Annotated in this window: 13 protein-coding genes; 8 read left to right on the top strand and 5 right to left on the bottom strand. The window is 72.3% G+C overall.

Features of this window, described 5'->3' with window-relative positions; all coding sequences use genetic code 11:
- Nucleotides 1-32 precede the first annotated feature (32 nt).
- From HDC93_RS17575 to HDC93_RS17555, 5 genes are all read left to right on the top strand, one after another.
- Entirely contained in the window at nt 33-1,316 is a 1,284-nt protein-coding gene (locus HDC93_RS17575) for an ABC transporter substrate-binding protein (protein ID WP_185011852.1), read from the top strand.
- Nucleotides 1,313-2,251 (top strand): carbohydrate ABC transporter permease, encoded by a 939-nt coding sequence (locus HDC93_RS17570; RefSeq protein WP_185011851.1) that lies wholly within the window; start codon nt 1,313-1,315, stop codon nt 2,249-2,251. The genes HDC93_RS17575 and HDC93_RS17570 overlap by 4 nt, the downstream gene beginning before the upstream one ends.
- Entirely contained in the window at nt 2,248-3,108 is an 861-nt protein-coding gene (locus tag HDC93_RS17565; protein WP_185011850.1) for a carbohydrate ABC transporter permease, read from the top strand. Before HDC93_RS17570 ends, HDC93_RS17565 begins: the two co-directional genes overlap by 4 nt.
- 44 nt (nt 3,109-3,152) lie before the next feature.
- Nucleotides 3,153-3,707, top strand: coding sequence for a hypothetical protein (locus HDC93_RS17560; protein WP_185011849.1), 555 nt, complete (start codon nt 3,153-3,155; stop codon nt 3,705-3,707).
- Between the two features lie 116 nt (nt 3,708-3,823).
- On the top strand, nt 3,824-4,276 hold the full coding sequence (locus HDC93_RS17555) for a phospholipase (protein ID WP_185011848.1): 453 nt from the start codon (nt 3,824-3,826) through the stop codon (nt 4,274-4,276).
- Between the two features lie 64 nt (nt 4,277-4,340).
- Here HDC93_RS17555 and HDC93_RS17550 read toward each other — a convergent pair whose 3' ends face one another.
- Nucleotides 4,341-5,042, bottom strand: coding sequence for a phosphatase PAP2 family protein (locus HDC93_RS17550; protein WP_185011847.1), 702 nt, complete (start codon nt 5,040-5,042; stop codon nt 4,341-4,343).
- Between the two features lie 136 nt (nt 5,043-5,178).
- Between HDC93_RS17550 and HDC93_RS17545 the strand changes: the two genes are divergently transcribed.
- The gene (locus HDC93_RS17545) at nt 5,179-5,835 is read left to right on the top strand and encodes a bifunctional 2-polyprenyl-6-hydroxyphenol methylase/3-demethylubiquinol 3-O-methyltransferase UbiG (protein WP_185011846.1); all 657 of its coding nucleotides are present in this window, start codon (nt 5,179-5,181) and stop codon (nt 5,833-5,835) included.
- Nucleotides 5,836-5,847: 12 nt separating this feature from the next.
- Here the strand turns inward: HDC93_RS17545 and HDC93_RS17540 are convergent, their stop codons facing one another.
- Nucleotides 5,848-8,097 (bottom strand): cation-translocating P-type ATPase, encoded by a 2,250-nt coding sequence (locus tag HDC93_RS17540; RefSeq protein ID WP_185011845.1) that lies wholly within the window; start codon nt 8,095-8,097, stop codon nt 5,848-5,850.
- Between the two features lie 3 nt (nt 8,098-8,100).
- On the bottom strand, nt 8,101-8,313 hold the full coding sequence (locus HDC93_RS17535) for a heavy-metal-associated domain-containing protein (protein WP_185011844.1): 213 nt from the start codon (nt 8,311-8,313) through the stop codon (nt 8,101-8,103).
- A 199-nt stretch (nt 8,314-8,512) separates the two neighbouring features.
- Here HDC93_RS17535 and HDC93_RS17530 point away from each other — a divergent pair, with 199 nt between their 5' ends.
- Nucleotides 8,513-9,472 carry a hypothetical protein gene (locus HDC93_RS17530; RefSeq protein WP_185011843.1) on the top strand — a complete coding sequence of 320 codons (960 nt, stop codon included), beginning with the start codon at nt 8,513-8,515 and terminating at the stop codon, nt 9,470-9,472.
- Between the two features lie 3 nt (nt 9,473-9,475).
- Here the strand turns inward: HDC93_RS17530 and HDC93_RS17525 are convergent, their stop codons facing one another.
- The gene (locus tag HDC93_RS17525) at nt 9,476-11,311 is read right to left on the bottom strand and encodes a glycoside hydrolase family 15 protein (protein WP_398985411.1); all 1,836 of its coding nucleotides are present in this window, start codon (nt 11,309-11,311) and stop codon (nt 9,476-9,478) included.
- 174 nt (nt 11,312-11,485) lie between these two features.
- Nucleotides 11,486-12,265, bottom strand: coding sequence for a DeoR/GlpR family DNA-binding transcription regulator (locus HDC93_RS17520; protein WP_185011842.1), 780 nt, complete (start codon nt 12,263-12,265; stop codon nt 11,486-11,488).
- A gap of 130 nt (nt 12,266-12,395) precedes the next feature.
- Here HDC93_RS17520 and HDC93_RS17515 point away from each other — a divergent pair, with 130 nt between their 5' ends.
- Nucleotides 12,396-13,277, top strand: coding sequence for an SIS domain-containing protein (locus HDC93_RS17515; RefSeq protein WP_185011841.1), 882 nt, complete (start codon nt 12,396-12,398; stop codon nt 13,275-13,277).
- Nucleotides 13,278-13,283: the final 6 nt, after the last annotated feature.

Here is a 13,283-nt window from a genome sequence, read left to right as displayed (position 1 = left end):
AGCCAATCTCCGAGGAGAGGAGTGACCTCGGCATGCCCGGACACAGGACAAAGGGGTTCTGCGCGTCGGCCGCCGCACTGGCACTGTGCGCCGTGCTGGCGGGCTGCGGAGGACCCGGGGAGTCCGCCGGAGGCGGCAAGGTCGTGCTGCGCTACACGTGGTGGGGCAACCCCGACCGCGCGGAACGCACCGAGCGGGCCGTCGCGCTGTTCGAGAAGCAGCACCCGAACGTCGACGTGTCGACGTCGTTCTCCGGCTACGACGCCTACAAGCAGAAGCTCGCCACCCAGGCCGCAGGCGGCGACGCCCCCGACGTGATGCAGCTGGACTACCGCCAGATCGACCAGTACGCCTCCGGCGGCGTCCTGCTGGACCTGGCGGGGCAGAAGTCCGTCCTGCGCACCTCCGAGATCGACCGGGGCCTGCTCGCCACCGGCCGCGTCGACGACGTGCAGTACGCGATCCCGCAGGGCCGCGGCACCGAGACCGTCGCCTACGACGTCCGGGCCTGGAAGAAGTCGGGCGTCCCGCTGCCCGGCAAGAGCTGGACCTGGAGCCGATGGGCCGACACCATGCGGGCCCTCGCGAAGAAGACCGGCAAGCCCGGGGCGACCGACCCCGGACAGAGCGAGGACGCCTTCGAGGTCTGGCTGCGCGGCCAGGGCAAGGCCCTCTACACGAAGGACGGGGGGCTCGGCTTCACCGCCGGCGACCTCACCCGCTGGTGGACCTTCACCGACAAGCTGCGCCGCGAGGGCGCCGTCTCGCCCGCCGAGCAGACCACCCAGCTCGACGGCTCCGTCGAAAACACCCCGCTGGGCCGCGGCACGTCCGTCACCGACGCCAACTGGGACGCCCCGGCCAGCGGCTTCCTCGCACTCATCCCGTCCGGCGTCGCGCTCGCCCCGATGCCGTCCGGCGAGGACGGCACGCCCGGCCAGTACTTCAAGCCGTCCATGTTCGTCGGCGTCTCGGCGAACACCGGCCATCCCAAGGAGGCGGCGCAGCTCGTCGACTTCATGATCAACGACCGGGAGGCCGCGAAGATCCTGGGCGCGAGCCGCGGCATCCCCGTCAACGAGAGCATCCGGGACGAGATCGGCCCGGAGCTGAAGGACTTCGACAAGACCATCGCCGACTACCAGGCATCCCTGGAAGGCAAGCTCAAGGACCCGCCCCAGGCGCCGCCCTCGGGTGACAACGCCCTGCAGAGCACCTTCCAGCGCGACTACGACCAGGTGTCCTACACGCGCATGTCGCCCCGCGAAGCGGCCGAGAACTACGTCACCGAGGCGAAGGCGGAGCTGAGGTCATGACCACCACCGCGATCCCCCCGGAGGCGAGGCACGCCCCCGCCACCACCCCGAAGCGCCGCCCCAAGCGCGAACGCGCGGGCGCCGCCTGGGTGTTCCTCTCACCCTGGGTGCTCGGCGCGATCGTCCTGACACTGCTGCCGATGGCCGTGTCGCTGTACCTGTCATTCACCGACTACGACCTGTTCAACCCGCCGCAGTGGGTGGGCCTGCGCAACTACGTGCAGATGTTCACCGAGGACCCCCGCTACTGGCGCTCGGTCGCGACGACCCTGACGTACGTCGTCGTCGCCGTGCCCCTGCAACTCGCGCTGGCCCTCGTCGTCGCCCTCGCCCTGAAGGGCGTGAAGCGCGGCAAGGGCTTCTACCGCTCCGCGTTCTACGCGCCCTCCCTGCTCGGCGCGTCGATGTCCATCGCGCTCGTCTGGCGGGCGGTCTTCAACGACGGCGGCACGGTCGACAACCTGCTCGGCACCGGCGGCTGGGTCAACAAGCCCGGCTGGGCGCTGCTGGCCGTCGCCCTGCTGACGGTGTGGCAGTTCGGCGCCCCGATGGTCATCTTCCTCGCCGGGCTCCAGCAGATACCCGCCGAGCTCTACGAGGCGGCGGCGGTCGACGGGGCCGGGAAATGGCGGCAGTTCCTGTCCGTCACCGTGCCGATGCTCTCCCCGGTGCTGTTCTTCAACCTGGTCCTCCAGACCATCCAGGCCTTCCAGGTGTTCACCCCGGCCTTCGCGGTCAGCGCGGGCAAGGGCGGACCGGCCGACTCGACCCTCGTCTACACCATGTACCTCTACGACCGGGGCTTCGTCGCCTCCCACATGGGCTACGCCTCCGCCATGGCCTGGGTGCTGCTCCTCGTGATCGGCATCGTCACGGCGGTGCTGTTCCGCACCTCGCGCTCCTGGGTCTTCCACGCCTCAGAGGGGGACCGGTGACCTCCACGACTGTTGCCCACAAGCCCGTTCGGTGGGGGCGCGTCGCCCTGCACGCCGGCTGCCTGCTCGCCCTGCTGGTCATGCTGTACCCCCTGGCCTGGCTGCTGGCCACCTCGCTCAAACCCGCCGACGAGGTCATCGCGAGCCTCGACCTGCTGCCCAGCCACCTGGAATGGTCCAACTACACGACCGCCCTGGACGGCGTCAACGACGTCTCCATCTGGCGGCTGCTCGGCAACTCCCTGCTGATCGCGGGCGGCGCGGTCCTCGGCAACGTCATCAGCTGCTCGCTCGCCGCCTACGCGTTCGCCCGCCTCAGGTTCCGCTTGCGCGGGCCGCTGTTCGCCTTCATGATCGCCACGATCATGCTGCCGCACCACGCGGTGCTGATCCCGCAGTACATCATCTTCAACCAGCTCGGCCTGGTGAACACCTACTGGCCGCTGATCCTGCCGAAGTTCCTCGCCACCGAGGCGTTCTTCGTGTTCCTCATCGTGCAGTTCATGCGCGGCCTGCCGCGCGAGCTGGAGGAGGCGGCCCGGATCGACGGCTGCGGGCCCTTCCGGAGCTTCTTCCAGGTCGTACTGCCGCTCACCCGGCCGGCCCTGATCACCACCGCCATCTTCACGTTCATCTGGACCTGGAACGACTTCTTCACCCAGCTCATCTACCTCTTCGACCCGGACAAGTTCACCCTCACCCTGGCGCTGCGCTCCTTCGTGGACGCCTCCAGCACCTCCGCGTTCGGCCCGATGTTCGCCCTGTCGGTGATCGCGCTGCTGCCGATCGTGCTGTTCTTCCTCGCCTTCCAGCGCTTCCTGGTGGAGGGCATGGCCAGCTCCGGAGTCAAGGGGTGAGCGGGAGGCCGACACGTGAGGCGGGCGAGGTGTTCGGCCCGCGCATGACCCTCTTCGCCGACGTGCTGAGTGTCGGACTCGCCACGGCGGCGGCCTGCCTGCCCCTCGTCACCGTCCCGGCCGCGCTGTCGACGGCCTGTGCGGTGCTGCGCGGCGCGGGACAGGACCAACCCGTCACGGCGGGGCGGTACTTCGCCCTGCTGCGGAGGCGGTTGCGCACCGGTGACCTGGTGGCGGGAGTCATGGCCCTCGCGGGCCTGCTGCTGCTCGCCGCCGACCTGGCGCTGGCCCGGGCCGGGCTGCCGGGAGCGCCGCTGTTCGCGGTCGCGGCCGCGGTGATCGGCGGGTGCGCGGCGCTGGTCGGCCTGCGGGCCTGCGGGCGCCCCGAGTCGCTCACCGACTGGCGAGCGGCGGTGCGCGGGGCCGGGCGGGACGCCGTGGCGGACGTGGGCGGCAGCGGCCTGGTCCTGCTCGCCGTGGCGACGGCCGCGCTCTGCGCCTGGATGCTGCTGCCGCTGGCCTTCCTCGCCCCCGGACCGCTGGCCCTGGCGCTGACTGCCGTCGACGTGCGCCGGTCCGCTGCCGTTCTCCCTCAATAGCCTGAAGTTCAGGAGTTATTGGGGCTCATCAGGTGTGAGCACGGGGACGAGGCGGTCATCCTCTTGTCATGGACCTGCGGCTCGATGGGCGGGTCGCAGCGTCATGGAGGTGTGGGATGCACCGCAGATTCGCCACCGGTCTTGCCGCCTCGACTCTGACCCTCCTCACCGTGGTCGGCGCCGCCACGAGCGCGAGCGCCGCTCCTGCCGACAAGCCCCAGGTGCTCGCGAACTGGACGCAGACCAGCGCGTCCAGCTACAGCACCTGGGCCGCCGCCCGGGCCAACCAGGCCGCATGGGCCGCGTACGCCTTCGACTGGTCGACCGACTACTGCTCCTCCTCGCCGGACAACCCGTTCGGCTTCCCCTTCTCGATGTCCTGCGCCCGTCACGACTTCGGCTACCGCAACTACAAGGCGGCGGGCACCTTCAGCGCCAACAAGTCCCGGCTCGACAGCGCCTTCCACGAGGACCTCAAGAGGGTCTGCGCGGCCTACGGCAGCGGCACGAAGACCTCCTGCACCAGCACGGCCTGGACGTACTACCAGGCCGTGCGGGCCTTCGGCTGACGGTTCGTCACCGCGAGGGCGCCGGGCGGCGGGGTGTGTTCCCGCTCCCCGGCCGACCCGCGGTTCACCGGCGCAGGGCGCCCACGATGCTGATCCGCGGCCACGATCGGGCAGCTGTGAGCAGAGCCTGCGTCCGTGCCGAGGGTGTGGCCGCCGCTGCCGCCAGGGCCGCTGCCGCGCTCGCGATGCCGAGGACCGCACCCGCCGCCACGTCGCCCGGGTAGTGCACGCCCGTGTGGACGCGCGAGTAGCCGACGGCGCCGGCCAGCGCCCCGAGCGGGACCGCCGCAGGGGGCAGCACCACACCGACTGCCGTGGCGAACGCGACCGCCGACGCCGTGTGCCCGGACGGGAACGACGCCGAGGTCGGCATCTTGACGTGCCGGTCCACCGTCACCCGGGCCGCCTCCCGGTCCGGCCGCGCCCGGCGCACCAGCCGCTTGCCGAGGAGGTTGGCGGAGGCCGACGCCACGGCGATCGCGCCGACACCGGCGAGGGCGGCCTTGCGCGGCCGCTTGCCGGCCAGGGCCAGGGCGGCGGCGATGGCGAAGGAGATCTTGGAGTGGTCGGCCGCGTGCGACAGATGGCGCAGCGTGCGGTCCAGGGTCGGCGTGGGGGTGGCGGCCACCGCCGCGTAGAGGGCGCCGTCCACGGCCCTGAGATCGCCGAACACGGCGCCCAGGAGCCGGCCGGGTCCGCCCGCGGAGTTCCGGGTGTTCTGGAGCGGACGGGGGGCGTCCGCGTTCGTGGTCCTCGGATCGGTCATGTGCTTCTCCCCGCAGTGGCCTTCCCCAGCAAGGTACCGGCTCACGCCCGGCGCATGCTCGGCGCCCCTGCGAGCCGGTACCTCCCGGGTGCCCAGACGGCGGACGCCCACCCCGGTGAGCCGGGACACTGACCGCATGTCACTCCTGCCCCACCGCGCCCTGCGCGCACTGGACCGTTTCCACGCCGCCCGCCCCTGGGACCACAACGCCCACTTCCACCGCTGGATCCTGCGGCAGATCCCCGGGCGGGTGGGCAGTGCCCTGGACGTGGGCTGCGGCAGCGGAGACCTGGCCCGCCTGCTGGCCGGGCGGGCGGAGTGCGTGCACGGCATCGACGCCGACCCGGAGATCACGGCCCGGGCGCGGCGGCTGACGCCCGCGGCGGCCCCGGTGACGTACGCGGTGGCCGACGCGCTGACCGGGCTCGGTGACCGGTCGTACGACGTCGTCACCTGTGTCGCCGTCGTCCACCATCTGCCGTTCACCCGGGCCCTGGAGACCTTCCGCGACCGTCTGGCCCCCGGCGGCACCCTGGTGATCGTCGGTGTGGCCCGGGAGCGGACGCCCGTCGATCACCTGCTCGGCATCGCGTCGATCCCGCTCGACATCGTCATGGCGTTGCTGAAGAACCGGGGGCGTACGGCCCCGCGCCCGGTCTCGATGACGGCCCGCACCCGTCCGGCGGACCTGACCTTCACCGAGATCGCGCGCGAGGCCCGGGCCGTCCTCCCCGGGGTGCGTCTGCGCCGCCGGCTGTTCTGGCGCTACACCCTGGTGTGGCGCCGCCGCTGATCCGCCGGCGCCTCAGCCGGCGGCCCGGAAGGTGCGCAGCCGCAGCGAGTTGCCGACCACGAAGACCGACGAGAAGGCCATCGCCGCCCCGGCGATCATCGGGGTGAGCAGGCCGGAGGCGGCCAGCGGCAGGGCCGCCACGTTGTAGGCGAAGGCCCAGAACAGGTTCGAGCGGATGGTGCCGAGCGTGCGGCGGGCGAGCCGGATGGCGTCCGCCGCGGCCCGCAGATCGCCGCGCACGAGCGTCAGGTCGCCGGCCTCGATGGCGGCGTCCGTACCGGTGCCCATGGCCAGACCCAGATCGGCCTGGGCGAGGGCCGCCGCGTCGTTGACACCGTCACCGACCATCGCCACCGACCGGCCCTCGGCCTGGAGCCGCTTGACGACGTCGACCTTGTCCTGCGGGAGCACCTCGGCGACGACCTCCTCGATGCCCACCTCGCGGGCGACGGACCGGGCCACCGCCTCGTTGTCACCGGTCAGCAGGATCGGTGTGAGGCCGAGCGCCCGCAGCCGTCCGACCGCCTCCGCGCTGGTGTCCTTCACCGCGTCGGCCACCTCCAGCACCGCGCGCGCCTCGCCGTCCCACGCGACCGCGATGGCCGTGCGCCCGGCGTCCTCGGCCGCGGTCCTCGCCGCGGCCAGGCCCTCGGGAAGCCGCATCGCCCGGTCGGCCAGCAGCCGCTCCCGGCCGACGAGCACCGCGTGGCCCTCGACGACGCCCTGCACACCGAGCCCGGGGACGTTGGCGAAGTCCTCGGGCGTCGGCAGCGCGCCCAGCTTCTCCAGCGCCCCGTCGGCGACGGCCCGGGCGATCGGGTGCTCGGAGGAGTGCTCCAGCGCCCCGGCCAGCCGCAGCACGTCGGCCTCCTCCGTGCCCTCGGCGGTGTGCACGGCCAGCAGCGTCATACGGCCGGTGGTGACGGTGCCGGTCTTGTCGAGGACGACCGTGTCGACCCGGCGTGTGGACTCCAGGACCTCCGGGCCCTTGATGAGGATGCCGAGCTGGGCGCCCCGTCCGGTGCCCACCATCAGCGCGGTCGGTGTCGCCAGGCCCAGGGCGCACGGGCAGGCGATGACGAGGACGGCGACCGCGGCGGTGAAGGCGGCCGTCAGCCCGACGCCGTTGCCCAGCCAGAAGCCGAGCGTGCCGAGCGCCAGGGCGATCACCACCGGCACGAACACCGCGGAGATCCGGTCCGCGAGCCGCTGCGCGGCGGCCTTGCCGTTCTGCGCGTCCTCCACCAGCCGGGCCATCCGGGCGAGTTGGGTGTCGGCGCCCACCCGGGTGGCCCGCACGACGAGCCGTCCGCCGACGTTGACCGTGGCGCCGGTGACCGGGTCGCCGGCGCCCACCTCCACCGGGACGGACTCACCGGTGAGCATCGAGGCGTCCACGGCGGAGGAACCCTCCTCGACCGTCCCGTCCGTCGCGATCTTCTCGCCGGGGCGGACCAGGAAGCGGTCTCCGGCCCTCAACCCCGCTACCGGGACGGTCTGTTCGCGGCCGTCGGCCCGCAGCACGGTGACGTCCTTCGCGCCCAGTTCCAGCAGCGCCCGCAGCGCGGCGCCCGCCTTGCGCTTGGCCCGGGCCTCGAAGTACCGCCCGGCCAGGATGAAGGCGGTCACGCCCGCCGCGGCCTCCAGGTAGATGTTCCCCGCGCCGTCCCTGCGCTCGATGGTCAGCTCGAAGGGGTGGGTCATGCCCGGTGTGCCCGCCGTGCCGAGGAACAGCGCCCACAGCGACCACAGGAAGGCGGCCGAGGTGCCCACCGAGATCAGCGTGTCCATGGTCGCCGCGCCGTGCCGCGCGTTGGTGAACGCCGCCTTGTGGAAGGGCCAGGCCGCGTAGGTCACGACGGGCGCCGCCAGGGTGAGCGAGAGCCACTGCCAGTACTCGAACTGAAGCGCCGGGACCATCGCCATGGCGACGACAGGAACCGACAGCACCACGGCCGTGATCAACCGCTCGCGCAGCGGCCGCAGTTCGTCGGGCTCCTCGGACGGGCCGGTCCGCCCGGCGGGGGGAGCGGGCTTCTGCGCGGTGTAGCCGGTGGCCTCGACGGTGGCGATCAGATCACCGACGGAGACGTCGCCGGAGTAGCTGACCCTGGCCTTCTCGGTGGCGTAGTTGACGGTGGCGGTGACCCCGTCCATGCGGTTGAGCTTCTTCTCGACGCGCGCGGCGCAGGAGGCGCAGGTCATGCCGCCGATGGCGAGCTCCACCTCGGCGTCGGTGCCGGTCGATGTACCGGTGCTCATGGCTCAGACCCTCCCGGTCAGCGCGTAGCCGGCCTCGTCGACGACCTCCGCGATCACGTCGTCGTCGGGCTCGGCGGCACCGGTGACGGTGACCTGGCCGCTGCCGAGGTCGACCTCGACACCGCTGACGCCGGTCAGCTCGCCGATGACCTTGGTCAGCGTCGCCTTGCAGTGGCCGCAGGACATTCCGGAGACGGCGTAGGTGGTGGTGGGCATCGGGTGCCTCCTCGGGGCGGTTCGGCAGATGCGGTGCATACGGGGCGGGGGTATCCTCTCGCCAACTTCATGTATACCCCTGTGGGGTATACGACGCAAGCGCCGAAACCGCTTGACTCGATACCCCCCAGGGGTATGGTGAGCTGTATGGAGGCCCCGCGGTCGAGCGGGGGACCGGTATCTGAAGGAGCCGACGGCCATGAACACCGGACTCAGGATCACCACCTTCGCCGCCGCACTGGCAGCGACCTTCGGCGCGGCCTACGGCGTCGGCCAGGGCATCGACCCCGTCGTCGCCGACAGCCCCCCGAAACACGAGGACGAACACACCCGGCCCACACCGGAGCGGGCAGAGGGCGGCGGTCACGGCGGGCACGACACGCCCCCCGCCGGCGGGCTGCAGGTCTCCGAGGGCGGCTACACGCTCGACCTCGACACCCCGCGCGTCACCGCGGGCAAGCAGGCCGACCTGCGCTTCACCGTCCGGGACGCCGACGGCCGAGCGGTCATGGCCTACCAGCGCGAGCACGACAAGGAGCTGCATTTCATCGTGGCCTCACGCGACCTGGTCACCTACCGCCACCTGCACCCCACCCGCGCCGCCGACGGCACCTGGAGCACCCCCGTGGACCTGCCCCGCGCGGGCGGCTACCGCGTCTTCGCCGACTTCACCCCCGCCGGGCAGAGTGCCGAGAATCTCACCCTCGGCGCGGACCTCGCCGCCTCCGGCCCGTACGAGGCCCGGCCCCTGCCGCCCGCGAGCACCACGGCCCGCGTCGACGGCTACGAGGTGACGCTGTCCGGCGCCCCGCAGCCGGGCAGGGCGAGCGAGCTGAAACTGAAGGTCTCCCGTGACGGCAGGCCCGTCACCGACCTCCAGCCCTACCTCGGCGCCTACGGCCACCTGGTCGCCCTGCGCTCCGGCGACCTCGCCTACCTGCACGTCCACCCGAACGGCGAACCCGGCGACGGTACGACCAGGCCCGGACCGGACATCTCCTTCACGGCCACCGCACCCAGCTCCGGCGCCTACCGCCTGTTCCTCGACTTCAAGCACGACGGCAAGGTCCACACCGCGGCGTTCACCGTCCGCGCCAAGGGAGCGGCGGCCGGCTCCGGTACCCCCGAGGGGCATGCGGAGGACGGTCACGGACACTGAGCGTCAGCCGAGCGCCCGGTCCAGGTTGAACGCCGCGCTGATCAGCGCGAGATGCGTGAACGCCTGCGGGAAGTTGCCCTGCTGCTCCCCGGTGTGGCTGATCTCCTCGGCGTACAGACCCAGGTGGTTGGCGTAGGTCAGCATCTTCTCGAAGGCCAGGCGCGCCTCGTCGATCCGGCCCGCGTGCACCATGGCCTCGACGTACCAGAACGAGCAGATGGAGAACGTGCCCTCATCGCCGCGCAGCCCGTCGGGGCTGGACCGGGTGTCGTAGCGGTAGACCAGCGAGTCGGACACCAGCTCCTCGGTGAGCGCGTCCAGCGTCGACAGCCACTTCGGATCGGTGGGGGCGATGAACTTCGTCAGCGGCATCATCAGCACCGCCGCGTCCAGTACGTCGTCGTCCTCGTGCTGGACGAAGGCCTGACGCTCCTCGGACCAGCCCCGGCTCATGATCCGCCGGTAGATCGTGTCGCGGCACTCCCGCCAGCGCGGCAGGTCGGCGGGCAGGCCGCGCCGGGTGGCCATCCGGATGGCCCGCTCGATCGCCACCCAGCACATCAGCCGCGAGTACAGGAAGTTCCTGCGCCCGCCCCGCGTCTCCCAGATCCCCTCGTCGGGCTGGTCCCAGTGCGTGGACACCCAGTCCACCAGGGCGCACACGTCGTCCCAGTGGCCGCTGGAGATGGGCTTGGCCCACTTGTCGTAGAGGTAGATGGAGTCGATCAGCGCGCCGTAGATGTCGAGCTGAAGCTGGTCGGCCGCCGCGTTGCCGACCCGTACGGGGGCCGATCCGTGGTGGCCCTCCAGATGGTCGAGGGTGCGCTCGGGCAGCTCGGTGCGGCCGTCGATGCCGTACATGATCTGCAGCGGGCCGGAGGTCTTGCCGTCGCCCGGGCTGATGTGCCGGGTCACGAAGTCCATGAACGCCTCGGCCTCGCCGGTGAAGCCCAGCCGCAGCAGGGCGTAGACGCAGAACGCCGCGTCGCGCACCCACACGTACCGGTAGTCCCAGTTGCGCTCGCCGCCCAGCTCCTCGGGCAGACTCGTCGTCGGCGCGGCCACGATCGCCCCGGTCGGCGCGTAGGTGAGCAGCTTCAGCGTCAGGGCCGAGCGGTGCACCATCTCCCGCCAGCGGCCCTTGTACCGGGACGCCGACAGCCAGCGCCGCCAGTACGCCACCGTCGCCGCGAACTGCTCCTCGGCCTCGGTGCGCGCGCACCGCCGGGGCGTCACATCGCCGCCGACCTTGTCCAGCGCGAAGACCGTCGTCTCGCCCTCGGAGAGTTTGAAGTCGCCGCGCACGTCGCACCCGTCGGCCTCCAGCGGCACGGTCGCGGTCAGCGCCAGCGCGAGCCCTGTCGCCTCGAACACCGCGGTGTCGCCGGTCAGCCGGACGGTGTGCGGCAGGGAGCCGTAGTCGAACCGGGGCGCCACGCGCGTGCGGAACGGGATGGAGCCGCGCACGCACACCACCCGCCGGATCAGCCGGTGCCGGTCGGTCTCGGCCGCCCCGCCGCCGAGCGGCATGAAGTCCTGCACCTCACCCACCCCGTCCTCGGTGAAGAACCGGGTGATCAGCACGTTGGTGTCGGGGAAGTAGAACTGCTTGGTCCGCGCCGGCACCGACGCCGCCAGCTCGAAGCAGCCGCCGCGTTCCGCGTCCAGGATCGAGGCGAACACGCTCGGCGCGTCGAAGGCCGGGCAGCAGTACCAGTCGATGGTGCCGTCGGTGCCCACCAGGGCCACACTGCGCAGATCACCGATCAGCCCGTGCTCGGCGATCGGCACATAGCGCCGGCCGCCCGGCATGCCCCGGTCCTGTGCGGCTTCGCCCATGACGGCCTCCCTGCCCGGTAGGCGCCTCAGCTCCAGCCTAGAACCGCCGACGGACGGCCGCCGTCGGACGACTGCCGTCGGACGACTGCCGTCGGACGACTGCCGTCGAGGGCCGCTGTCGGACCGTGGCTGCCGCACGACCGCCGCCGGACGGTCGCCGCCATGGAGTCGCCGTCAGACCGTGATGACCCGCAGCCCGGCTTCCTCGAAGCGCCGCACCGCTCCCACGTCCGCCGCCGTGTCCGTGACCAGCGTGTCCACCGCCTCGGTCGCGCAGATCCGGGCGAACGCCCGCTGCCCGAGCTTGCTGGAGTCCGCGGCCACCACCACGCGCTCCGCACGCTCGCACAGCAGCCGGTTGATCGCGGCCTCCGCCTCGTCGTGCGCCGCGGCGCCGTGCGTCACGTCGAGGGCGACCACGCCGAGCACCGCCACATCGACCGTGATCTGCCCGAGCACCCCGTCCGCGAGCGGCCCCACCAGCTCGTACGACTGGGGCCGGGCGACTCCGCCGGTCAGCACGATCTTGAACTGGGGCCGCACGACCAGCTCACCCGCGATGTTCAGCGCGTTCGTCACCACGGTCAGCGCGGGCGACCCGGACGCCAGATCCCCGCGCACGGCCAGGGCCCGGGCCACCTCGGTCGTGGTGGTCCCCCCGGTGAGCCCGACCGCCTCGCCCGGCGCGACCAGATCCGCCACCGCCTTGGCGATGCGCTGCTTCTCGGAGGCGCGGCGGGCCGTCTTGTAGCGCAGCGGCAGCTCGTACGACACGCCGTGCACGACCGCCCCGCCCCGGGTGCGCACGAGCATCTGCTGCTCGGCCAGCCCGTCGAAGTCACGGCGGATCGTCGCCGCCGACACCCCGAGCTCCGCCGCCGCGTCCTCGACGTCCAGCCGGCCGCGCTCCACGAGCAGTTCCAGCAGCGCCTTCCAGCGGGCGTCGCGCGACATCCGCACCTCCACGTATCGATCTCTGGCGACTTTAGCGCACCCGATCCCGTCCGAATGCTTGATGATGCTCGAAAGCTGGCGATATCTTGCAGGAACAAGCAGAGGAGCGCGGCGGCCAGGAGGGCGCGGTATGACGCATGTCGAGGACGAGCTGACCAGCCAGCCCGAGTGCTGGGCGCGCGCCGCGTCGAAGGCGCCCCGATTCGTGAAGGTGCTGCCGGCGCCGGGGGAGCGGGTCGCGATGGTCGGCTGCGGCACCTCGTACTTCATGGCGCAGGCCGCCGCCGCCCTGCGCGAGGGCGCGGGGCAGGGCGAGACCGACGCCTTCGCCGCCTCGGAGTTCCCCCACGGCCGCCGCTACGACCGGGTGGTCGCCCTCACCCGCTCCGGCACCACGACCGAAGTCCTGGACCTGCTGGGCCGCCTGAAGGGCGACACCCCCACCACCGCGATCACCGCCGCCCCGGACACGCCGGTCGAGGCGGCCGCCGACGCCCTCGCCGTCCTGGACTTCGCGGACGAACGCTCCGTCGTCCAGACCCGGTTCGCGACCACGGCCCTCACCCTGTTCCGCGCCCACCTCGGCCTCCACCCCGACACCGCCGTCACCGACGCGCGCACCGCCCTGGCCGAGCCGCTGCCCGAAGGCATCGTGGAGTGCGGGCAGTTCACCTTCCTGGGGCGCGGCTGGACCGTCGGACTGGCCAACGAGGCCGGACTGAAGATGCGCGAGGCCGCCCTGGCCTGGACGGAGGCCTACCCGGCGATGGAGTACCGGCACGGCCCCATCAGCGTCAGCACCGCGGGCACGGCCACCTGGATGCTGGGCGACGCACCGGACGGACTCGCCGAACAGGTGCGCGGCACCGGCGCGTTGTGGATCGCGGGAGCCCTGGACCCGCTCGCCGAACTCGTCCGCGTCCACCGGCTCGCGGTCGCCGTCGCCGCTTCCCGCGGGCTGGACCCCGACACCCCGCGCCACCTGACGCGCTCGGTGATCCTCGAACCCTGACCCTGG

It is taken from the genome of Streptomyces sp. AK010 (assembly GCF_014207295.1).
Lineage (GTDB): Bacteria > Actinomycetota > Actinomycetes > Streptomycetales > Streptomycetaceae > Streptomyces > Streptomyces massasporeus.
This window is presented reverse-complemented; position numbering and strand designations above follow the sequence as displayed.